We start from the raw sequence: 21,854 nt of genomic DNA on the forward strand, positions 1-21,854 counted from the left end.
GCTTTCGGGATATTTTCATTCGAAAATAGCGCTATGGTTAACAAATCAGGAACATTGCCCTAAAGGGAAACTCTATCCCCCACTACACTATGATTATCAGGAAACGGGAAATGGCGATACAACGGTTTATCCCTGTGTTGTTGGCGCTCTGGTTGAGCGGTTGCACCCTGCTGGAAGGCACGCCCGAAGCGCCACCAGCCGCGACCAATCATCCGCAGGAAATTCGTCGCAACCAAACTGAAGGTTTGCAGCGCATGGGTACGATTAGCGCGCTGGTGCATGGCTCGCCGATGGACGTTGAAGCAACGTTAAAGGCCAAAGCCACCCAGCAGAAAGCGGATTACTACGTGATCATTATGATTGATGACACGGTGGTTCCGGGGCAATGGTATTCACAGGCAATCCTTTACCGTAAGTAGTTTTCATTAGCTTTACGTAGGTTTGCACCGTTTCACGTTTCTCTGATGCACAATGACGCCTCAGCCTAAAAGCAGGCCAGGCGTCTGCTATGGACTGCCCCTAATGGGTTATGCAAAATGGAGCTGACGATGAAACAATCATTTACCTTATCTTCCCTGCTTTTGCCAAGCGGTACGCACCCCGCAGCGGCGCAATCGGCAGAGTTCGCCAGCGCTGATTGTGTCACCGGGCTAAACGAAATCGGTCTGATTTCGGTCAACAATGTGACCGGAAGTCTGGAAGATGTTGAACTGGTTATCGCCCGTAAAGCGGATGAGCAAGGCGCATCCTGGTATCGCATTGTTCAAATGTATGAAGAACCGCAGCAGGACAATTGGCGAGCACAGGCGATTATCTATGCCTAAGACCAGCCTACGGTGGAAGACGCGCTAGCGACGCAATCACCTCTTCCACCTTTTCGTCCGTTATCTTCCCCCGCCCGTCGCCCGACACAAGACCTCGTTGATAACCTGTTCACTCAGCAACGCCTCGCCCCGCGAGTCGAGCATCATCCGACACCACGCCTGAGCCATCGGCGGTGACGCATAGCGCAGCATCTGCGCGCCCACGCCTAACAGATACAACTGCTGAGTTATGTTACGCCCCTGCGCCTCGGAAGGTTTACGCAACAGCCGCTGAAACTGACGCCAGTGGCGGTCAAAATGGCGATCCTGACCTTTCACTTCCGCGCACTCGCCAGCCAGCAGCGCCATCGCATCGGGTTGCTTCGCGAATACGCGCAGTACATCAAGACACATAATATTGCCGGAGCCTTCCCAAATACTGTTTACTGGCATTTCGCGGTATAGACGCGGCAGTTCGCTCTCCTCGCAATAACCTATACCGCCCAAGACTTCCATTGCTTCGGCGACAAAGGGAATCCCCGCTTTGCAGAGTGTAAATTTCGCGGCGGGGGTAAACAAACGTGCCCATAGCGCCTCTTCCGGCCGTTGGTTCTGCTCCCACGCGCTGGCAAGGCGGAACATAAACGCAGTTTGTCCCTCCAGTTGTAACGCCATTTTGCCCAGCACCTGGCGCATCAACGGCAGATCGACAAGATTATGGCCAAACGCTTGCCGCTGGAAGGCGTGATACAACGCCACCGACAAGGCTCGCCGCATCAGGCTGTGGCTGCCCAGCGCGCAGTCAAAGCGCGTCAGGCCGCCCATTTTGAGGATTTGCCGTATCCCTTCGCCCTCTTCGCCCAGCGGCCAGCCGAGCGCCTGCTGGAACTCCACTTCCGCGCTGGCGTTCGCCCGGTTGCCCAGCTTGTCCTTTAGCCGTTCCAGGCGAATAGCATTGCGGCTGCCATCAGGTAACAAACGCGGCACAAAAAAGCACGTTAACCCGCCGTGAGCCTGCGCTAAAACCAGGTGTGCGTCGCTTTGCGGTACGGAATAAAACCATTTATGCCCAGTAAGCTGATAGCTCCCATCCGCCAGTTTCTGCGCGCGAGTGCTGTTGCTCAGTACATCCGAACCGCCCTGTTTTTCCGTCATTCCCATACCGATGAGCAGCCCACGCTTTTGCACATCAGGCTGCTGATGGGGATCGTAGCGATCGCTGAGCAGTTGAGTTCGCCAGTCAGCAAACAGCGGCGGTAGCGCCTGACACAGCAATGGTGTGGCGGCAAAGGTCATGGTGATGGGGCATAACGTGCCCGCTTCGACCTGGGCGTGCTGCATAAAACGCGCGGCACGAGCGACAAACGCACCACGACGCGCCTCCTCCTGCCAGGGAAGATTATGCACCCGATTCGCGCACAACCCTTGCATCAGCAGATGCCAGGCGGGATGAAAACGCACGTCATCAAGCCGCTGTCCCTGTGGATCATAGCGGAGTAATTCTGGAGGATGCACATTAGCCAACCGCCCCAGTTCCAGCGATTCCGCCGTACCTAACTGTTGGCCAATACTTGCCAGCAGATCGGCGTCCCAGGCGGCATCATGCCGGGAAATCGCGTCACACAACGCGCCATCAGATAAGAACAGGTTACTGTTATTTAAGGGGATAGGCTGATTAAAAACGGTATGAGTTTGCCAGTGCACGGTGTTTCCCTCCCTCTTTTGGCATTGCCTTAAGTATGGACGGTCAGGAGTGATGCACAATAAAAAGCCACCTCAAAAGAGGTGGCTCAATAAATTGACAGCGTGCCGCCTGATGCTTAACTGCGCTGGCGAACCGCTTCAAACAGGCAGATACCGGTCGCGACAGACACGTTCAGAGATGAAACCGTGCCCGCCATCGGAATGCTGATCAACTCATCGCAGTGTTCGCGAGTCAGACGACGCATACCTTCACCTTCTGCGCCCATCACCAGCGCCATACGTCCGGTCATTTTGCTCTGATACAGAGTGTGGTCAGCTTCGCCCGCCGTGCCCACAATCCAGACGTTCTCTTCCTGAAGCAGACGCATGGTGCGCGCCAGGTTGGTGACACGAATTAACGGCACGCTTTCGGCCGCGCCACAGGCCACTTTTTTCGCTGTCGCATTCAACTGCGCCGAGCGATCTTTCGGGACGATAACCGCATGAACACCGGCGGCGTCCGCGCTACGTAAGCAAGCGCCCAGGTTGTGCGGATCGGTGACACCATCGAGGATCAGCAGGAACGGGTTATCCAGCGTTGCGAGCAGATCTGGCAGATCGTTTTCCTGATACTGACGACCCGGCTTCACGCGCGCAATAATCCCCTGGTGCACGGCTCCTTCGCTTTTTTCGTCCAGATACTGGCGGTTCGCCAGTTGGATAACCACGCCCTGGGCTTCCAGCGCATGGATAAGCGGCATCAGGCGCTTATCTTCGCGGCCTTTCAGAATAAACACTTCCTGAAAACGTTCAGGGGCGCGCTCCAACAGTGCCTGCACTGCATGGATGCCGTAAATCATTTCACTCATTAAAGGTTCTCATTTTAAGCAGGATACGCCGGGATTATCGGCGGTATTAAGCCATTATACACGTCATCCTTCAGGCTGCCTCTGCGTTGGCGGCGCGCATGCGCCACCAGCTTTACACCCTGAAGCTGGCCTTATCGGCCTCAGTAATTTCACGCAGCACGCGGCAAGGTACGCCCACGGCTACGACATTCGGCGGGATAGATTTTGTCACCACGCTGCCCGCACCAATCACGCTGTTGCGACCAATCGTCACCCCAGGGTTCACAATAACGCCCGCGCCGAGCCAGACGTTATCTTCAATGGTCACCGGCAGCGAAAACTGCTGCCCGCTGGCGCGCAGCTCCGCGTCAATCGGATGCCCAGCGGTGGAGATAGTGACATTGGGCGCAATCAGCACGTTATCGCCAATCGTCACCGTGGCGTCGTCCACCAGCGTGAGATTGAAATTGGCATAGAAATTCTTGCCAATGTGCGTGTGGCTGCCATACGCCACGCGCACCGGGGGTTCAATCCAGCCGTTCGCGCCAAAATGCCCGAACAGCTTTGGCAAAATTTCCTGCCTGAGCGCCTCTTGCGACGGGCGCGTCATATTGTAATCATAGGCCAGCTCTTTTCCGGCACGGCGATCTTCCGGTAGCCCTTCGCAATGGTCGGTATACAACATACCGAGATTCATCCTTTCTCTTACCAACATGCATTTCTCCTTAAACTGCACCCGATGACTGGCCTAAAAATTACTCAGCGGCTGTTTTCTTGGCCGCGCGTTTTGCTTTGGTTGCCGCCGCGATTTTTTGCGTTTTCGCCGACGGCTTCTTCGCTTTTCTCGCGTCTTTCTTCGCCGCTTTCGGCTTTTGTTTTTTCTCACCACGGAAGGCGCTGTCTGGCTCAAAATTCACTTTTTTGCCAACCTGACGACGTTTACCGCCGCCTTTGCCTGCCGAGCCTTTCTTCGCTTTTTCGCGATCGGTTTTACCGACGTTACGTGGCGCACGCTCGCTGGAGATCAGCGAGAAGTCGATTTTACGTTCGTCCATGTTTACCGCTTCAACGCGCACTTCTACGCGATCGCCAAGGCGATAAGTCTGACCGCCGGACTCGCCAATCAGGCGTTGGCCGATTTGGTCAAAGCGATAGTAGTCGTTATCCAGCGAGGAGACATGCACCAGGCCGTCGATAAACAGCTCATCCAGACGCACAAAGAAGCCAAAACCGGTCACGCTTGCGATAACACCTTTAAAGACGTTACCCACCTGATCCTGCATAAAGTCGCACTTCAACCAGTCGGACACGTCGCGTGTCGCTTCGTCGGCGCGGCGTTCAGCCATGGAGCAGTGCTGGCCCAATTGCAGCATTTCTTCCATTGAGTAATGGTAGCCGCCGGTTTCCGTGGTATTGCCTTTGTGGCCCTGTTCCTGCGCCAGCAGATACTTAATAGCACGGTGCAACAGCAGGTCAGGATAACGACGAATCGGTGAAGTAAAGTGCGCATAAGACTGGAGCGCCAGGCCGAAGTGCCCTCGGTTTTCCGGGTCATAAATCGCCTGCTTCATCGAACGCAGCAGCATAGTTTGCAGCATTTCCGCATCCGGCCTGTCAGCTACCGATTCCAGCAGCTCGGCGTAATCGCGTGGTTCTGGCTTGTTGCCGCCAGGCAGTTCCAGACCCAACTCGGACAACACCGAACGGAAAGCGGTAATCGCTTCGGTCGTCGGTTTATCGTGGATACGGAACAGCGCAGGTTCTTTGGCCTTCTCAACAAAACGCGCCGCCGAGATGTTCGCCAGAATCATGCACTCTTCAATCAGTTTGTGCGCGTCGTTACGCTGAGTCTGCTCTATACGCTCGATGCGGCGCTCGGCGTTGAAGATAAATTTCGCTTCTTCGCTTTCAAACGAGATCCCGCCACGCTCTTCGCGGGCTGATTCCAGCGCTTTGTAGAGGTTATGCAGCTCCTCGATGTGTTTCACCAGTGGCGCGTACTGTTCGCGTAAGTCCTGATCGCCCTGCAACATATGCCACACTTTGGTGTAGGTCAGACGCGCGTGGGAACTCATCACCGCTTCATAGAATTTAAAGCCGGTTAAGCGACCTTTCGACGACACGGTCATTTCACAGACCATGCACAGGCGGTCAACCTGCGGGTTCAGCGAGCACAGACCGTTAGACAGCACTTCTGGCAGCATCGGCACAACCTGCGACGGGAAGTACACCGACGTACCACGGTTGCGCGCTTCTTTGTCCAGCGGAGTCGGCGGACGCACGTAGTAGCTGACATCCGCAATCGCGACCCACAGACGCCAGCCGCCGCCGCGTTTTTTCTCGCAGTACACCGCGTCATCAAAGTCGCGGGCGTCTTCGCCATCAATAGTGACCAGCGGTAAATCACGCAGGTCAACACGGCCAACTTTCGCTTCTTCCGGCACTTGTTCTTTCAGGCCAGCCACCTGCGCTTCAACGGCTGGCGGCCAGACGTAAGGGATTTCATGGGTGCGCAGCGCCATATCAACCGCCATGCCCGTGCCCATGTTATCGCCCAGCACTTCAACAATTTTACCAATAGCTTTGGTGCGACGGGTTGGGCGCTGGGTCAGTTCGACCACCACCACAAAGCCCATGCGCGCGCCCATCACCGCCTCTGGCGGGATCAGGATATCAAAGCTCAGTCGGCTGTCGTCCGGCACAACAAAACCGACGCCAGCGTCAGTGAAGTAGCGGCCAACTATCTGCCCGGTTCTTGGCTCAAGCACACGAACGATGCGCGCTTCGCGGCGGCCTTTACGATCCGCACCCAGCGGTTGCGCCAGCACCTGATCGCCGTGCATACAGGTTTTCATCTGCTCGCTCGACAGGTACAAGTCGTCTTTACGGCCTTCCACACGCAGGAAGCCAAAGCCATCGCGATGACCGATAACCATGCCTTTCAGCAGGTCGAGGCGTTCCGGCAGCGCGTAGCACTGGCGACGGGTAAAGACCAACTGCCCGTCACGTTCCATGGCGCGCAGTCGGCGGCGCAGAGCTTCAATTTGCTCCTCGCCTTCAATGTTCAGTTCCACGGCCAATTCTTCGCGGTTGGCCGGTTTTTCACGTTTTGTTAAATGTTCGAGTATAAATTCCCGGCTCGGGATGGGATTCGCGTATTTTTCAGCTTCGCGTTCCTGGAAAGGATCTTGTGACATCTCGGTTCCTCCGTTGTCATCTCTGGTGGAGATTTTCGTCACTCCACCAGCAATAATTTATAGAGCGGTTGATTCTTTTCAACCAAATCAGCCAGTGTATAGTTATCCAGTTCCTTGAGAAAACATTGCACAGCCTGAGAAAGCGCCTGTTTCAAACGACAGGCAGGGGTAATATGACAAAACTCGCTACTGCAATTCACCAGCGAGAGCGGTTCAAGTTCGCGTACGACGTCTCCAACGCGGATCTCCTTTGCGGGTTTCCCCAGCTGGATACCGCCGTTTTTTCCCCGCACAGCCCTGACGTAGCCCGCACGACTGAGCTGATTAATTATTTTAACCATATGGTTACGCGACACGCCGTAAACCTCGGTCACCTCCGAGATACTGGTCATGTTGCCTTCCGGCAAAGCTGCCATATAAATAAGCGCACGTAAGCCATAATCGGTAAAACTTGTTAACTGCACATCAACCTCAGGGGGAAAAGAACTCGGGAAGAATAACTACCGGTATTATATTGATGATAAACCAGCCACCAGCCAGGTCGCTAATTTTTTCGGTGCGGGAAGGAAAAAAGCGCGGATCTTGCGAATGATTAAGCCGGATAGCAGCGCGAAGCGCCCGATCCGGCCTACAGGCTCGGCAGTCAACAACTACCGAGCATTGCCATTTATTATGCGTCGAACGGGTCGCGCAGAATCATGGTTTCAGTACGGTCTGGGCCAGTAGAGATAATATCAATTGGCACACCAGTCAGTTCTTCAATACGTTTGATGTAGTTCAGCGCTGCCTGTGGCAGGCCGCTACGATCTTTCACGCCGAAGGTCGTTTCAGACCAGCCTGGCATGGTTTCGTAGATAGGCTCGATACCCTGCCAATCATCAGCTGCCAGTGGAGTGGTGGTCACTTCGCGGCCATCCGGCATACGGTAAGCAACACAGATTTTAACTTCTTTCAGGCCGTCCAGGACGTCCAGTTTGGTCAGGCAGAAGCCAGACAGGGAGTTAATCTGCACTGCGCGACGCACGGCAACGGAGTCCAGCCAGCCGGTACGACGACGACGGCCAGTGGTAGCACCATATTCGTTACCTTGCTTGCACAGGAACTCACCGGTTTCATCAAACAGTTCGGTCGGGAATGGACCCGCACCCACGCGAGTGGAGTACGCTTTGATGATGCCCAGTACGTAGTCAACATAACGCGGGCCGAGGCCAGAACCGGTTGCTACGCCACCTGCGGTGGTGTTGGACGAGGTCACGTACGGATAAGTACCGTGGTCGATATCCAGCAGCGTACCCTGCGCACCTTCGAACATGACGAATTCGCCACGTTTACGCGCCTGGTCCAGCAGGTCAGAAACGTCAACAACCATGCCAGTCAGGATGTCGGCAACCGCCATCACATCGTCCAGCACTTTCTGGTAGTCAACGGCTTCAACTTTGTAGAAGTTCACCAGCTGGAAGTTGTGATATTCCATCACTTCTTTCAGTTTGTCGGCAAAAGTCGCTTTATCGAAGAGATCGCCAACGCGCAGACCGCGACGAGCGACTTTATCTTCGTAAGCCGGACCGATACCACGGCCGGTAGTACCGATAGCTTTAGCACCGCGCGCTTTTTCACGAGCGTTATCCAAAGCGACATGGTAGTCGAGGATTAACGGGCACGCTTCAGACAGCAGCAGACGTTCACGAACCGGGATACCACGGTCTTCCAGTTCTTTCATCTCTTTCATCAGCGCAGCCGGAGACAGAACCACACCGTTGCCGATGATGCTTGTCACGTTTTCGCGGAGAATGCCTGATGGAATAAGATGGAGGACGGTTTTTTCACCGTTGATTACGAGAGTATGGCCTGCGTTGTGACCGCCCTGGTAGCGTACAACATATTTAGCCCGTTCAGTCAGAAGATCAACAATCTTCCCTTTACCTTCGTCACCCCATTGGGTGCCCAGTACGACGACGTTGTTACCCATTTTTCAAAATCACCGTTTGCTTAAAAATGGATTCTACCATCGCTTTTTCAGATATACAGCACTTTTTATATGCAAAATCACGCTGAGAAGGCCGCTTTTTGTTCAGCTAATCGTTTTCGTCAACATGTAGTAGATAACGACGCCAGCAACCACAAGACCGCCGCCAAATCGACGTAACATCGTATCCGGTAATTGGGTCATCGTAGAGATCATCTTACGCCAGGCTTTCGGGTACAGCATCGGCCCAAGCCCTTCAAGCACCAAAACCAGCGCAAGCGCTAGCCAAATTGTCGAGTTCATTATTCCCCCTGATAAAAAGAAAACCACCGGCTCCCAAAGGAGGCGGTGGTTTTATTCACTTGCGAGCGCAATTAGCGCGTTGCTGCACTCGGCGTTTTCATATAGCGGAAGAAATCGCTATCCGGGCTCAGCACCATCACATCCTGATTGCTATCGAAGCTCTTCTCATAAGCCCGCAGGCTACGGATAAAGGCATAGAATTCCGGATCCTGGCTGAAGGCGTCAGCAAACAGCTTAGCGGCTTCGGCATCCCCTTCACCACGCATGATTCGCCCCTGACGCTCGGCTTCAGCCAGCGTTTTGGTGACTTCATAATCCGCAGCAGCCTGGATCTTCTCTTTCTCTTCTTCACCCTGAGAACGGTGACGACGCGCAACTGCTTCACGCTCGGCGCGCATACGGTTGTAAATCGCCTCGGAAACTTCGGTCGGCAGGTTGATCTGCTTGATACGCACATCGACCACTTCAATGCCTAACGCCGCCATACTGTTCGGGTTAACGACCGGCACTTTACCGTTAGTTTCTGCGGTAATACGCTCTGCCGCTTCGGCAATCGCGCTATCCGCCGCTGGCGTCGCGACTTCATCCACCGTGCCCGCAGAACCGGAGTTCAACGCATCACGAACTTCGATAGTTAGACGACCACGAGAGTCGGTCACGATGTCTTTTACGTCCAGACGACCAATCTCAGAACGCAGACGGTCAGAGAACTTACGTTTCAGCAGCACTTCGGCCTGAGACACATCGCCACCGCCCGTTGCCAGGTAGTAACGGCTGAAATCGCTGATACGCCATTTGATGTAAGAGTCAACGATCAGGTCTTTCTTCTCTTTGGTCACAAAGCGGTCAGCCTGATTGTCCATGGTCTGAATACGCGCATCCAGCGTTTTAACAGACTCAATCAACGGCAGCTTGAAATGCAGACCTGGTGCATACACCAGTGGTTTGTTTTCATCGTCACGCACCACTTTGCCAAAGCGCAGTGTAATCCCGCGCTCACCTTCTTTAACCACGAAGATAGAGGCATACAGCACTACCAGCACGATGATGATAATCGCAATAACTGACTTACGCATCGTTATTCCCCCTGACGCTGGTAGTCGTTACGCTGCGCGTTAGCGCGGCGTTGGTCCATGATATTGCCCTGACTGGCAGACGAAGTGTTGCTTGCGCTGCTGTTGGATGAGGACGCAGGCGGCAGGCGCAACAGATTGTTAGCACCACTGCTATCGCTCTTTGCCGCTGGGGCGTTACCGCCTTTCAGCATTTGATCCAACGGCAGAACCATCAGGCTGCCATTTTTGTTATCGCTAACCAGCACTTTGCGGGTATGGCTCAGCACTTTTTCCATCGTCTCGATATACAGACGCTCGCGGGTAATCTGCGGAGCGGCTTTATATTCAGGCAGGATTTTAGCGAAACGAGCCACTTCACCCTGCGCTTCCAGAACGGTCTGCGTTTTATAAGCGCGAGCTTCTTCCAGAATACGCTGTGCCTGACCGTTGGCGCGCGGCTGTACTTCGTTGCTGTACGCTTCGGCTTCACGGATCGACTGTTGTTCGTTTTCACGTGCGGAAATCGCATCGTCAAACGCGGCCTGAACGGCTTCCGGCGGACGAGCGGCCTGGAAGTTGACGTCCAGCAGCGTAATACCCATGTTGTACGGACGAATGGTTTCTTCCAGCTCACGCTGGGTATCGCTACGAATAACGGTACGGCCTTCGGTCAGAATACGGTCCATGGTGTATTTGCCGATAACCCCACGCAGGGCGCTGTCGGTTGCCTGACGCAGACTGTCGTCGGCGCTGGTCACGCTAAACAGGTAACGCTGAGGATCGGTTACGCGATACTGCACGTTCATTTCAACGCGCACGACGTTTTCGTCAGAGGTCAACATCACACCGGACGCGGCCAGTTCGCGCACAGCTTCAACGTTAACCGGACGAACTTCATCAATAAACGTCGGCTTCCAGTTCAGACCCGGCTCAACCAGGTGGCTGAACTTACCAAAACGCGTCACAACGCCGCGCTCGGCTTCTTTAATGGTATAGAATCCACTGGCCGCCCAAATCACGACCACAGCAGCGGCTGCGATACCGACAATACGTCCACTCATCGGCCCACGAGGGGTCTGAGGTGAACTACCGGAACCGCCTTTACCGCCCCCAAAACCGCCAAGCTTTTTGCTCAGCTTACGGAAGATATCATCCAAATCCGGCGGCCCCTGATCGCGACCGCCTTTATTTCCATTTCCCCCGGAGTTGCCGCCTTGATTATTGCTGCTTCCCCACGGGTCGCGGTCTTGTCCGTTATTACCGGGCTGATTCCACGCCATGTTTATGCTCCATATTTGTTATGCGGTGATATACCTTTTCCCAGTCAAGGTCTGCTCACGGTTAACGACAACATCCATCCTGGTCGTTGTCGTTGCGTTAAAGCGACCTGAACCGCTGGGTACCCAAAGGGCTAATATTTTCAGGCAAGCTGCACGGTCAGACGACGTAGTCTGCCAGTGTCGGTTCTTGTTTACAGAGGCGACGCCAGTCAACAATCGGCATACGAACCTGCAAATTGACGCAGCCGTCATCCTCCATCCACTCTTTTTCGATTGCCTGAAGCTGATAAAAGCGGCTACGCAAACGACCTTCCTGCGGAGGTAAACGCAGCGTGTGCTGTGCCACTTCCCCGGAAAGCAGTTCGGTCAACGCCTGAAAAAGGAGTGGTATCCCTACCCCGGTTTGCGCAGAAAGCCACACCCGGATAGGTTTATTCTCTTCATCTCGGTCGATACGCGGTTCGAACTCATCCAACATATCGATTTTATTCATCACCAGCAGGGCCGGTATCTCGTGGGCATCAATTTCTTCGAGAACCGTATCTACCGCATCGATGTTTTCCTGCACACGAACATCTGCCGCATCAATCACGTGCAGCAACAGCGTCGCTTCGCGGGTTTCCTGCAAGGTGGCTTTAAACGCTGCCACCAGGTCATGCGGCAAGTGACGAATAAAGCCGACGGTATCGGCTAATACCGTTTCACCGACGTCTGCCACATCAATGCGACGCAGTGTCGGATCGAGGGTGGCAAACAGTTGGTCAGCGGCATAAACCTCCGCCTGCGTAATATGGTTAAACAGCGTTGATTTTCCGGCGTTGGTGTATCCCACCAGCGATACCGTCGGAATATCCGCTTTCACACGTGAACGGCGTCCTTGTTCACGTTGTTTCTCGACTCTCTCGATACGCGAAAGAATCTGCATAATACGATTGCGCAGCAAACGGCGGTCGGTTTCGAGCTGGGTTTCGCCAGGGCCGCGTAAACCAATCCCGCCTTTTTGTCTTTCAAGGTGCGTCCAACCACGCACCAGGCGTGTCGCCAAATGGCGTAACTGCGCAAGCTCAACCTGCAACTTACCTTCATGGGTACGCGCACGCTGGGCGAAAATATCTAAAATAAGGCCAGTACGATCGATAACTCTGCATTCACACAGACGTTCGAGGTTGCGTTCCTGGGCCGGGCTTAATGCGTGGTCAAAAAGAACAACGGAAGCGCCTGTCGCTTTTACGGCTTCCGCAATTTCGACAGCCTTACCTTCACCAACAAAATATTTTGGGTGCGGCGCTTTACGGCTACCGGTAATCACCTGCATTGCATCGACACCAGCGGAAGAGACCAGAGATTCAAACTCCTGGAGGTCTTCCATATCTTTGTCTTGCGTAAAATAGATGTGTACCAGCACCGCCTGCTCACCGGCGTCATAACGGTCAAACAAGCGTAATGTCTCCTGAAATACCAGCGGGGAACGCAGTTGCTCGTCGTCTTTTAAGCTGCATGGGCCTTGGCTTTTCTCGTTCACCCCAGTCGTTCACTAATGTAAATTCCTGGGGATTCACTGCGCGCCGCCTTCCTGCAACCTAAAAGCCATAGAGCAAACTATGGCTCCCCGGCTTGGATAAACAGCCATCAACCTTATTCGGTTTCTTCGCTGTCTTGCTGCGCAGAACCCTGCGCGTTGCTACCGTGATGATAGTTACTACCCGTGCCGCCAGCGTTGTTGCTGTGATGAGAAACCGGACGAGACGGAACAACGGTAGAAATTGCGTGCTTATAGACCATCTGGCTGACCGTGTTTTTCAACAGGATCACGAACTGATCGAAAGACTCAATTTGCCCTTGCAGCTTAATACCATTCACCAAATAAATAGAAACTGGAACACGTTCCCGACGCAATGCGTTCAGGAACGGATCTTGTAAAGATTGCCCCTTAGCCATTCTCTCTTTTCCTTATATGCTTATTTGTACTTATACACTTCGTCATCCAGGCTACTTGCAGCAACTTGAACGATGTTGCGTATGAACCTTACGATTCTGAAAATTGCGCACGATACGACTCAATTGTACACATTCAGCCTACACTAGCACCCACTACCTGTAGTAATTGGTTAAACGACTGCTCCGGCTGTTCACTATCTAACCAATGAACCCCTTCCCAACCGCGTAACCACGTCACCTGGCGCTTCGCTAGCTGTCTCGTGGCACAAACTCCTCTATAAACCATTTCATCATATGAAATTTCGCCTTCAAGGTATGACCACATCTGGCGATATCCCACACAACGAATGGAAGGCATATCCGTATGCAAATCTCCACGGGCAAATAGCGCCCGCACTTCTGCTTCAAAACCCGAAGCCAACATCTGATGAAAACGCTGCTCAATGCGCTGATGGAGCAGTTCACGGCTCGCCGGGGCGATGGCGAACTGATGCACCTTATAGGGCAGAGCGTCTCCTGACGTTTGCGTCAACTCCGTTAAAGTTTTACCCGAAATGAAAAAAACTTCCAGTGCTCGGGAAAGTCTTTGCGGATCATTCGGATGAATACGCTCAGCCGCCACGGGGTCAATCTCCCGCAGTTGCTGATGCAGCGCCATCCATCCTTGCTCTGCCGCTTGCTGCTCAATCTTCGCCCGAACTTCCGGGTCGGCTGAGGGCAACGGTGATAAACCTTCAAGCAACGCCTTGAAATATAACATCGTACCGCCCACTAACAGGGGAATTTTCCCTGCGGCGGTAATCTCGGCCATGTGCGCCAGTGCATCGCGGCGGAAATCCGCCGCCGAATAGGCTTGCGCGGGGTCGAGAATATCCAGCAACCGATGCGGTGCAGCTTGCAGCTCTTCCGCACTCGGCTTAGCAGTGCCGATGTCCATCCCCCGATAAATAAGGGCTGAATCAACACTAATCAACTCTACTGGCAAAACTTTACGTAATTCAATTGCCAGCGCTGTTTTGCCCGAAGCGGTTGGCCCCATTAAAAAAATTGCCTTAGGCAGGCTCGCCTCGGTTACATCACTCATTTGTCAGGGCGTTCATCGCAGAATCTAAATCAACAGGTTGTAACAGACCACCCGGTGGAGCTTTGACCAGTTGAGGGCAAAGACGTTCAACGTCCGCTAGCATGGCAATCGCCTGCGCCGTGTTCCATTGCGCGTGGTCACTCGCCAGATTGCGGGCTAACCACTGCGCCACGTTGCCAGCCTCAACTTGAGTTTGTTCCAGTAAGTAGCCTATCAGTTCAGGAATCAAGATTTGTAAATTTTGTTGTCGTAAGGGTAAAGGCACGGCGCGAACCGTGACGTGCTGCCCTTCCAGCAGGATTTCAATGCCCAGCGTACTTAGGGTGCTTTGCGCCTCTTGCAATACCCGTCGTTCGCCGTCGGTCACTTTCAGACGCAGCGGAATCAACAGCGGTTGAGCGCAAATCGTCGCCTCGCCCGGCGTGAGCTGAGCCTGACGCAGCCAGCGCTCGGCCACCGGTAGCGACAGCAGGCTCACTCGCCCGTTACGCTCCAGCAGCGCACAGTGTTCACCGATAATCGCCAGCACGCGGCCAAAGCTCTGGCTGTGCCCCGCCAAATTCTCCACCGCCGGTTTTGCTGGTTCGGGTTTGCTGACGGGCGTATCCAGCAGTTGGCGATAGAGCGCCCCCTGCTGTTTCTGATAGCCCGGCTGTGCGTTTGGCCAGCTTGCGCCAGCGCCACTGCCTCGGCTACTTCCACCACCGCCGCCCGTCGAGGCATAGCGCAGCGGTTCGGCTTCACGCGCCGCCACTGGTTCAGCAAACTGGTTTCGCCCTGCGGCGATACGGTTTTCCGGCAACGCGCGCGGTGCGGGTTCATCGTCTTCCGTCAGCGGCAAGGGCGCGTCTAACTGCTGTTGTAGTACGCTCAACACCCCCTGGTAGATGAAATCATGCACCAATCGCGACTGGTGGAAACGCACCTCATGCTTGGCGGGGTGCACGTTAACATCCACCTGATGCGGGTCAATTTCGAGATACAACACAAACGCAGGCTGCTGGTCTGCGCCCAGTTTGTCCTCACAGGCCTGGCGAATCGCGTGATTGATCAAGCGGTCGCGCATCATACGGCCATTCACATAGCAGTATTGAATTTCAGCCAGCGCAGTGGTGGTGTGTTTCGGGTCAGCAACCCAGCCGTGCAGTGCTAAATCGCCGTGCTGCCACTCGATAGCCAACGCTTGTTCGAGGAACGGAACGCCGCAAATGGCGCCCAGGCGGCGCTCTTTCGACGCCCCTTCAGCCACCGCACGATACTGGCGAATCATCTTGCCGTTATGGGTCAGGTTGAAACTCACATCGAAACGCGCCAGCGCAATGCGGCGGATAATCTCATCAATGTGGTTAAATTCGGTTTTTTCAGTGCGCATAAACTTGCGACGCGCCGGTGTGTTGTAGAACAAGTCCAACACTTCCAGCGTCGTGCCAACCGGATGTGCGGCGGGTTTTACCGTCACATCCTGATCGCGCCCTTCGGCATAGGCCTGCCAGGCCTCCTGCTGCTCTGCCGTGCGTGAGGTCAGCGTTAAACGCGCCACCGAGCTAATGCTCGCCAGCGCTTCACCGCGAAAGCCGAGGCTCAAGATAGCTTCAAGGTCGTCCAGCGAGGCAATTTTACTGGTGGCATGACGCGCCAGCGCGAGCGCCAGCTCATCTTTTTTAATACCACAGCCGTTGTCACGAATGCGGATAAGCTTCGCACCACCGCGTTCAATATCAATATCGATGCGGGTAGCACCGGCATCAAGGCTGTTTTCTACCAGCTCTTTCACTACCGATGCAGGCCGCTCCACCACTTCACCCGCGGCAATCTGGTTCGCAAGCTGCGGCGGTAAAACCTGAATCGGCATGAAAACTCCTTAGTTTATCAGCGTCCTGGAAGATGAGGCGGCGCTGGCGGTCTGCGATTGTTCGTCACGAGGGCCGGATTGTATCGGATGCGCCACAAAATAGTTACGCAAACCGGTGTAAATAGCGTCAGCAATTTTCTGCTGATACGCGTCGCTTGCCAGCAACTGCTCTTCATTACTGTTACTGATAAAGCCAGTCTCCACCAGGATTGACGGGATATCCGGCGAGCGCAGCACGCCCAGGCTCGCGTGTTCCGGGCGGCGTTTATGCAGGTTGCCCACCCGCTGTAGCTGGCTTATCACGTTCGTCGCCACATCATACCCTACGCGCTGGGAATGGCCGAATTGCAGATCCAATACCGCCTGGCTTAGGTAAGGGTCAGACTGGCTGTTAGCCAACACATCTCCCGCACCGCCCAGCAGTTCGGACTGTTTCTCATGCTGCTCCAGCCAGCCGGCCATTTCGCTGTTAGCGCGACGGTTCGACAGCACCCATACTGAGGCGCCCGTCGCATCGCGATTCGGCGCTGCGTCGGCGTGAATCGATACCAGGAAGTGGGCATTTTGCTTACGCGCCACATCTGAACGCCCCATGACCGAAATAAAATAGTCGCCGTCGCGGGTCAGTACACCACGGAACATCGGGTCGTCGTTAAGCAAGGTTCTGAGCTTGCGGGCAATGGCGATGGTGACGTTTTTCTCACGCGTGCCGCCAGGGCCGATGGCACCGGGATCCTGGCCTCCGTGACCCGCGTCGATGGCGATAATCACTTTATCCCCGGAAACGCTCCGCGCACGAGCCGCTGGGCGTGGTGTCGGCGTAATGGTGCTGGCGATAGCCGGTTGACGCTCGCTGCTCACGCGATTAGTGCTATTGCCGCTAAATGGATTACGCGCAGGTTGGCTTGGCGCAGGAGCGACGACGGGCGTCTCCACCCGCTTCACAACCACCGGCGGTGGAGGTGGAGGCGGCGGCACGTCGGCGTTAATGGTAAATACCACGGTATAATTCGCGCCGTTTTGCTGCTTCACCGCACGCGTTTTGCCGTTTTCAGTGAGATCAACCACCAGGCGTAAAGATTGGTCGTCCTTCGGCGTACCTGAACGGATGGCTTTAACCAGGTTATTCCCGCTAAAGCGTAGCGGCAGCCCCTGAATCACGCCGGTTTGTTTAATGTCCAGCACGACGCTACATTTATCGTCCTGGCTAAAGTTATATTCTGGGTCGCCCATAAAGCTGAAGGTGATCCGCGCCTGCGTTTCACTATTCGCCACCTGAATATCGGACAAGCTCGCTGCCATTACCGGTGCGCCAATCAGTATCAGCGCCGCCATCAACCACTTTTTTGCGCGAAAAATCATCCTGCGATCCCTTAAATTAACCAGCAAACCGCGCCAGCAGAGACTCACCTAATGAGGAGACCGCAGTAATGCGCGCCTCACGCCCTTGCGCCTGGTAATCTAAGTGTATTTCGATATCCGGCTCGGGCAGAACACCAGCACCCTGTTGCGGCCATTCCACCAGGCAAATGGCATCGTTAGCAAAATAATCGCGGATCCCCATAAATTCTAGCTCCTCGGGATCGGCAAGGCGGTAAAGATCAAAGTGATAAACCATCAGGTCGGCAAGCTGGTACGGCTCGACCAGGGTATACGTCGGGCTTTTGACGTTGCCGTTATGACCCAACGACTGTAGAAAGCCACGGCTAAAGGTGGTTTTCCCCGCGCCTAAATCGCCATACAGATAGATGACCGTTGCGCCGAGACAGGCCTGCGCCACTCGATTGCCAAGGTTTAGGGTAGCCTGCTCGTCAGGTAAAGGAATCACTCGATTAATCATGGTTTACGTCAATCACATCCGGGTTAACAACACGCCGTAGCGTGGAAAAGAGATCGGTCGCCAGCATGCCACGAGTTCCCTCACGCGCCGCCAGCACATCAGCAGCGGCTCCGTGAGCGAGACACCCTGCGCACGCAGCATCATACGGCGATAAGCCCTGCGCCAGCAATGCGCCGATGATGCCCGAAAGCACATCGCCCATTCCACCGCTGGCCATGCCAGCATTTCCGGCATCAATAATTGCAATCACGCCGTGTTCATCGGCAACTACCGTTCCTGCGCCTTTCAGCACTACCGCACCGCCATAACGTTTTACCAAACGCTGTGCAGAAAATAAGCGATCGCGTTCGATTTCTGCCACCGAACAGTTGAGCAGACGCGCGGCTTCACCGGGATGCGGCGTGATCACGCGATTGTGACGTTTATCTGGGTTGAATGCCAGCAGGTTCAGCGCATCGGCATCCCACAACGTTGGTTTGCAAAAACCGTCGATTTTTCGTAGCGCCTGTTTGCCCCACTCCGCCTGCCCAAGCCCAGGGCCAATCGCTACCACATCGGCCCATTCCAGGCTTTCAGCCAGCGACTGCGGCGTAAGCTCATGCACCATCAACTCTGGGCGCGCGGTGATAATCGGCGCGATATTTTCAGCGCGTGTCAGCACTCGCACCAGCCCAGCGCCCGCGCGTAGCGCGGCTTCACCCGCCAGCCGAATTGCCCCCGCAGTACCGTGGTCACCGCCTATCACCACCAGGCGACCGTGGTCCCCTTTATGCGATGTTGGGCGGCGCGGCGTAAACCACTGCGCAAGCTGTGAAGCCTCTATACGGTGAATCATGGTGGGCTGCGCGGCGAGCCAGTTCTCCAGCCCTAAGGCGTGATGATGTAATTGGCCAACCACATCTCGCGCTTTGCCGGTCAGCAGACCCGGCTTTAGGGCAATAAACGTAATGGTATGGGCAGCGTGAATCACGGCACCCGGCGTCGCGCCGGTTTGGGCGTGTAGCCCCGAGGGAATATCCAGCGCAATAATCGGCGCGGGAAACTGGTTCGCCTGTTGAATCAGGCTAGCGACGTCATCGCGAGGAGCGTTTTGTAAGCCAGTGCCCAGCAGGCCATCAATGATCAGGTCAACGTCAGAGGGCCACGGTATATCGGGTGAGTGAATGATTCCCCCCGCCGCTCGCCAGGCATCGTGCGCGGCCTGCGCTTCTTCCGGCAACGGCTTCTCGCTCGTTTGCGCCAACAGCGTGACGCGTATCCCCGCCGCTTGCGCCAGGTTCGCCACCACATAACCATCACCACCGTTATTGCCGTGCCCGCACAAAATCAGCCAGTGGTGCACCGTCGGGTACGCGGCGCGAGCCACCTCAAACGCCGCCCTGCCCGCGCGCTGCATCAGTTCATACAACGTGATACCCAGACTTTGCGCTGCCGTTTTTTCGGCGCGACGCAGTTCGTCCGCAGGCCAAATGGAGTGTGGTATACTTTGGGGGTTTCTCGTCAATGTATGGTCCGTCATGTCACAGCCCCTCGATCTCAATCAGTTAGCGCAACAAATCAAACAATGGGGCACTGAACTTGGCTTTCAGCAAGTGGGTATTACCGATACCGATCTCAGCGCCGCCGAACCTAAACTTCAGGCATGGCTGGATAAACAATATCACGGCGAGATGGAATGGATGGCGCGTCATGGCATGATGCGCGCCCGCCCGCACGAACTGCAACCCGGTACGCTTCGGGTCATTAGCGTTCGTATGAATTACCTGCCTGCCAACGCGGCGTTTGCCCGCACGCTGAAAAATCCCGAGCTGGGTTACGTCAGCCGTTATGCGCTGGGGCGCGATTATCATAAGCTGTTGCGTAACCGCCTTAAAAAGCTCGGCGAAATGATTCAGGAACAGTGCGTCTCGCTGAATTTTAGACCGTTTGTGGACTCTGCGCCTATTCTCGAACGTCCATTAGCCGAAAAAGCCGGAATTGGCTGGACGGGTAAGCACTCGCTTATCCTCAATCGCGACGCAGGATCGTTCTTCTTCCTGGGGGAATTGCTGGTTGATATACCGCTGCCCATCGACCAACCGGTCGCCGAAGAGTGTGGGCGCTGCGTGGCTTGCATGACCATCTGCCCCACTGGCGCGATTGTCGAGCCGTACACCGTTGATGCCCGCCGCTGCATTTCGTATCTGACTATTGAGCTGGAAGGCGCGATCCCGGAAGAGTTTCGCCCGCTAATGGGCAACCGCATCTACGGCTGCGATGACTGCCAATTAATTTGCCCGTGGAACCGTTTTTCGCAGTTAACCGACGAAGCGGACTTTAGCCCGCGCAAGGCGCTTCATGCCCCAGAGCTTATCGAACTGTTCGCCTGGACTGAGGCCTGGTTCCTGAAAGTGACCGAAGGCTCGGCGATTCGCCGCATCGGCCATTTACGCTGGCTGCGGAATATCGCGGTCGCACTGGGGAATGCGCCGTGGAGCGAAGCCGCGATTAAAGCCCTGGAGAGCCGCCGAGGTGAGCACCCACTACTCGATGAACACATTGAATGGGCGATTGCGCAGCAAATTGCCCGCCGCAATGAGTGCGTTGTCGAAGTGCAACTGCCAAAGAAACAACGTTTGGTGAGAGTGGTGGAAAAAGGCTTACCACGCGATGCCTAAGATACTCACAGCCTGTGAGTAAAAATAAAAACACATTGCGTTTCAACGCGACAAAGTTCGTCAAGCGATCGCGCTAACATTTTGAAATGATATATTGCCTTATATATCAACAACATAATAAAGACTGTAAATAATTCAAAAAAATTAGCAAGCTAAGAAGCTGATGACAGCCTGTGGATAACTCTGTTTACAAGAGTATTTCAGAAACGAAAAAAACGACCTCAACGGCTTATTGCGTTGTGGAAGTATTTTGGATTTGGAAGAAAATTTGGAGCGGGAAACGAGACTCGAACTCGCGACCCCGACCTTGGCAAGGTCGTGCTCTACCAACTGAGCTATTCCCGCTTGGGTGTGTCTGATACTACTTTCAAATTTTGGAGCGGGAAACGAGACTCGAACTCGCGACCCCGACCTTGGCAAGGTCGTGCTCTACCAACTGAGCTATTCCCGCTTGGGTGTGTCTGGTACTGCTTTCAAATTTTGGAGCGGGAAACGAGACTCGAACTCGCGACCCCGACCTTGGCAAGGTCGTGCTCTACCAACTGAGCTATTCCCGCAAAACATCTAAATTTGTTGCTGTCGTAATTCGCATTTCTGCTTCGTTACGGGAGGCGCATTATACGAGAATTCTTTTCTCCTGCAACCCCCCTCAACGCAATTTTTTTAATTTTTTGTTCAGATGCTGAATTAATCGGCAGGTTGATTATTTTAACGCCAATTCAGCCCGTAATCACCTTAAAGTTGAATAAAATGCTCACGATAGTAGGCCAGCTCTGCCACCGACTCACGGATATCGTCCATTGCCTGATGCGTACCCTGCTTTTTAAAACCAGGCAGAATTTCAGGTTTCCAACGACGTGCCAGCTCTTTCAACGTGCTGACATCCAGATAGCGATAATGGAAGTACGCCTCCAGCTCCGGCATATACTTAAACAGGAAACGGCGATCCTGGCCGATGCTGTTACCACAAATTGGCGATTTACCCGCCGGAACCCATTTTTTCAGGAATTCTAGTGTTGCCAGTTCGGCTTCGCGGTCGCCCATAGTGCTCGCCTTCACGCGATCAACCAGCCCGCTGCCAGTGTGGGTACGCACGTTCCAGTCATCCATCAGCGCCAGTTGAGCATCAGACTGATGAACCGCAATGGTTGGCCCTTCTGCCAGAATATTCAACTGTGCATCGGTCACCAGCGTCGCGATTTCAATTATGCGATCGCGCTCGGGATCTAGCCCCGTCATCTCCAGATCGATCCAAATCAGGTTGTTTTCATCTGCACTCATGCTATTTTCCCCCCTTCTTGTCTTACCTGCCGCGGTAGGTTAACTAGTATTAATTAGCGTGTATCAT

The 21,854-nt window shown here is 54.5% G+C and carries 20 protein-coding genes and 3 tRNA genes; 3 read left to right on the top strand and 20 right to left on the bottom strand.

Annotated features, from left to right (window positions below; genetic code table 11):
• Positions 1–110 precede the first annotated feature (110 nt).
• Positions 111–419: a biofilm peroxide resistance protein BsmA gene (gene bsmA / locus AC6I4B_RS20925; RefSeq protein WP_497767893.1), complete on the top strand. Its 309-nt coding sequence runs from the start codon at positions 111–113 to the stop codon at positions 417–419.
• Between the two features lie 129 nt (positions 420–548).
• Positions 549–824, top strand: a complete 276-nt coding sequence (yjfN, locus tag AC6I4B_RS20930) for a DUF1471 family protease activator YjfN (protein WP_497767895.1) — start codon at positions 549–551, stop codon at positions 822–824.
• 60 nt (positions 825–884) lie between these two features.
• Here the strand turns inward: yjfN and AC6I4B_RS20935 are convergent, their stop codons facing one another.
• The 16 genes from AC6I4B_RS20935 to nnr form a co-directional block, all read right to left on the bottom strand.
• Positions 885–2,507, bottom strand: a complete 1,623-nt coding sequence (locus AC6I4B_RS20935) for an isovaleryl-CoA dehydrogenase (protein ID WP_497767896.1) — start codon at positions 2,505–2,507, stop codon at positions 885–887.
• 116 nt (positions 2,508–2,623) lie between these two features.
• Entirely contained in the window at positions 2,624–3,355 is a 732-nt protein-coding gene (gene rlmB, locus AC6I4B_RS20940) for a 23S rRNA (guanosine(2251)-2'-O)-methyltransferase RlmB (RefSeq protein ID WP_497767898.1), read from the bottom strand.
• Between the two features lie 112 nt (positions 3,356–3,467).
• Positions 3,468–4,049, bottom strand: a complete 582-nt coding sequence (locus AC6I4B_RS20945) for a DapH/DapD/GlmU-related protein (protein ID WP_497767900.1) — start codon at positions 4,047–4,049, stop codon at positions 3,468–3,470.
• A 40-nt stretch (positions 4,050–4,089) separates the two neighbouring features.
• Complete coding sequence (gene rnr / locus AC6I4B_RS20950) at positions 4,090–6,531, bottom strand: ribonuclease R (RefSeq protein ID WP_497767901.1); 2,442 nt, start codon at positions 6,529–6,531, stop codon at positions 4,090–4,092.
• Between the two features lie 38 nt (positions 6,532–6,569).
• Complete coding sequence (gene nsrR / locus AC6I4B_RS20955; protein ID WP_497767903.1) at positions 6,570–6,995, bottom strand: nitric oxide-sensing transcriptional repressor NsrR; 426 nt, start codon at positions 6,993–6,995, stop codon at positions 6,570–6,572.
• Positions 6,996–7,201: 206 nt separating this feature from the next.
• A complete protein-coding gene (gene purA, locus AC6I4B_RS20960) occupies positions 7,202–8,500 on the bottom strand; it encodes an adenylosuccinate synthase (RefSeq protein WP_497767904.1) in 1,299 nt (432 codons plus the stop codon).
• A 102-nt stretch (positions 8,501–8,602) separates the two neighbouring features.
• Positions 8,603–8,800: a DUF2065 domain-containing protein gene (locus AC6I4B_RS20965; RefSeq protein ID WP_497767906.1), complete on the bottom strand. Its 198-nt coding sequence runs from the start codon at positions 8,798–8,800 to the stop codon at positions 8,603–8,605.
• A 71-nt stretch (positions 8,801–8,871) separates the two neighbouring features.
• Positions 8,872–9,876, bottom strand: coding sequence for a protease modulator HflC (gene hflC / locus AC6I4B_RS20970; RefSeq protein WP_497767907.1), 1,005 nt, complete (start codon positions 9,874–9,876; stop codon positions 8,872–8,874).
• A 2-nt stretch (positions 9,877–9,878) separates the two neighbouring features.
• Positions 9,879–11,135 carry an FtsH protease activity modulator HflK gene (gene hflK, locus AC6I4B_RS20975; RefSeq protein WP_497767909.1) on the bottom strand — a complete coding sequence of 419 codons (1,257 nt, stop codon included), beginning with the start codon at positions 11,133–11,135 and terminating at the stop codon, positions 9,879–9,881.
• A gap of 157 nt (positions 11,136–11,292) precedes the next feature.
• Complete coding sequence (gene hflX / locus AC6I4B_RS20980; protein WP_497772274.1) at positions 11,293–12,573, bottom strand: ribosome rescue GTPase HflX; 1,281 nt, start codon at positions 12,571–12,573, stop codon at positions 11,293–11,295.
• A gap of 197 nt (positions 12,574–12,770) precedes the next feature.
• Complete coding sequence (gene hfq / locus AC6I4B_RS20985) at positions 12,771–13,073, bottom strand: RNA chaperone Hfq (protein WP_497767910.1); 303 nt, start codon at positions 13,071–13,073, stop codon at positions 12,771–12,773.
• A gap of 133 nt (positions 13,074–13,206) precedes the next feature.
• Positions 13,207–14,157, bottom strand: a complete 951-nt coding sequence (gene miaA, locus AC6I4B_RS20990; protein ID WP_497767912.1) for a tRNA (adenosine(37)-N6)-dimethylallyltransferase MiaA — start codon at positions 14,155–14,157, stop codon at positions 13,207–13,209.
• Complete coding sequence (mutL, locus tag AC6I4B_RS20995) at positions 14,150–16,009, bottom strand: DNA mismatch repair endonuclease MutL (protein ID WP_497767914.1); 1,860 nt, start codon at positions 16,007–16,009, stop codon at positions 14,150–14,152. The genes miaA and mutL overlap by 8 nt, the downstream gene beginning before the upstream one ends.
• A 9-nt stretch (positions 16,010–16,018) precedes the next feature.
• Entirely contained in the window at positions 16,019–17,371 is a 1,353-nt protein-coding gene (gene amiB, locus AC6I4B_RS21000; protein WP_497767915.1) for an N-acetylmuramoyl-L-alanine amidase AmiB, read from the bottom strand.
• 16 nt (positions 17,372–17,387) lie between these two features.
• On the bottom strand, positions 17,388–17,849 hold the full coding sequence (gene tsaE, locus AC6I4B_RS21005; RefSeq protein WP_497767917.1) for a tRNA (adenosine(37)-N6)-threonylcarbamoyltransferase complex ATPase subunit type 1 TsaE: 462 nt from the start codon (positions 17,847–17,849) through the stop codon (positions 17,388–17,390).
• Positions 17,842–19,368, bottom strand: a complete 1,527-nt coding sequence (gene nnr, locus AC6I4B_RS21010) for a bifunctional ADP-dependent NAD(P)H-hydrate dehydratase/NAD(P)H-hydrate epimerase (protein WP_497767918.1) — start codon at positions 19,366–19,368, stop codon at positions 17,842–17,844. Before nnr ends, tsaE begins: the two co-directional genes overlap by 8 nt.
• On the opposite strand from nnr, the gene queG reads away from it, so the two are divergent.
• A complete protein-coding gene (gene queG, locus AC6I4B_RS21015; RefSeq protein WP_497767919.1) occupies positions 19,367–20,506 on the top strand; it encodes a tRNA epoxyqueuosine(34) reductase QueG in 1,140 nt (379 codons plus the stop codon). The genes nnr and queG overlap by 2 nt on opposite strands.
• 269 nt (positions 20,507–20,775) lie before the next feature.
• Here queG and AC6I4B_RS21020 read toward each other — a convergent pair.
• The 4 genes from AC6I4B_RS21020 to orn all read right to left on the bottom strand — a co-directional run bounded on the left by AC6I4B_RS21020 (position 20,776) and on the right by orn (position 21,787).
• Positions 20,776–20,851, bottom strand: a tRNA-Gly gene (locus AC6I4B_RS21020).
• Positions 20,852–20,881: 30 nt separating this feature from the next.
• A tRNA-Gly gene (locus AC6I4B_RS21025) sits at positions 20,882–20,957 on the bottom strand.
• A 30-nt stretch (positions 20,958–20,987) separates the two neighbouring features.
• A tRNA-Gly gene (locus AC6I4B_RS21030) sits at positions 20,988–21,063 on the bottom strand.
• 178 nt (positions 21,064–21,241) lie between these two features.
• A complete protein-coding gene (gene orn, locus AC6I4B_RS21035; protein WP_497767921.1) occupies positions 21,242–21,787 on the bottom strand; it encodes an oligoribonuclease in 546 nt (181 codons plus the stop codon).
• Positions 21,788–21,854: the final 67 nt, after the last annotated feature.

It is taken from the genome of Kluyvera fluvialis, assembly GCF_059725275.1.

Excerpts from the sequence above, each read along its gene's own strand:
- bsmA (WP_497767893.1), top strand. The coding sequence starts at position 111 with ATGGCGATACAACGGTTTATCCCTGTGTTGTTGGCGCTCTGGTTGAGC.
- yjfN (WP_497767895.1), top strand. The coding sequence starts at position 549 with ATGAAACAATCATTTACCTTATCTTCCCTGCTTTTGCCAAGCGGTACG.
- rlmB (WP_497767898.1), bottom strand. The coding sequence starts at position 3,355 with ATGAGTGAAATGATTTACGGCATCCATGCAGTGCAGGCACTGTTGGAG.
- AC6I4B_RS20945 (WP_497767900.1), bottom strand. The coding sequence starts at position 4,049 with ATGTTGGTAAGAGAAAGGATGAATCTCGGTATGTTGTATACCGACCAT.
- rnr (WP_497767901.1), bottom strand. The coding sequence starts at position 6,531 with ATGTCACAAGATCCTTTCCAGGAACGCGAAGCTGAAAAATACGCGAAT.
- purA (WP_497767904.1), bottom strand. The coding sequence starts at position 8,500 with ATGGGTAACAACGTCGTCGTACTGGGCACCCAATGGGGTGACGAAGGT.
- AC6I4B_RS20965 (WP_497767906.1), bottom strand. The coding sequence starts at position 8,800 with ATGAACTCGACAATTTGGCTAGCGCTTGCGCTGGTTTTGGTGCTTGAA.
- hflC (WP_497767907.1), bottom strand. The coding sequence starts at position 9,876 with ATGCGTAAGTCAGTTATTGCGATTATCATCATCGTGCTGGTAGTGCTG.
- hflK (WP_497767909.1), bottom strand. The coding sequence starts at position 11,135 with ATGGCGTGGAATCAGCCCGGTAATAACGGACAAGACCGCGACCCGTGG.
- hfq (WP_497767910.1), bottom strand. The coding sequence starts at position 13,073 with ATGGCTAAGGGGCAATCTTTACAAGATCCGTTCCTGAACGCATTGCGT.
- miaA (WP_497767912.1), bottom strand. The coding sequence starts at position 14,157 with ATGAGTGATGTAACCGAGGCGAGCCTGCCTAAGGCAATTTTTTTAATG.
- mutL (WP_497767914.1), bottom strand. The coding sequence starts at position 16,009 with ATGCCGATTCAGGTTTTACCGCCGCAGCTTGCGAACCAGATTGCCGCG.
- amiB (WP_497767915.1), bottom strand. The coding sequence starts at position 17,371 with ATGATTTTTCGCGCAAAAAAGTGGTTGATGGCGGCGCTGATACTGATT.
- tsaE (WP_497767917.1), bottom strand. The coding sequence starts at position 17,849 with ATGATTAATCGAGTGATTCCTTTACCTGACGAGCAGGCTACCCTAAAC.
- queG (WP_497767919.1), top strand. The coding sequence starts at position 19,367 with ATGTCACAGCCCCTCGATCTCAATCAGTTAGCGCAACAAATCAAACAA.
- nnr (WP_497767918.1), bottom strand. The coding sequence starts at position 19,368 with ATGACGGACCATACATTGACGAGAAACCCCCAAAGTATACCACACTCC.
- orn (WP_497767921.1), bottom strand. The coding sequence starts at position 21,787 with ATGAGTGCAGATGAAAACAACCTGATTTGGATCGATCTGGAGATGACG.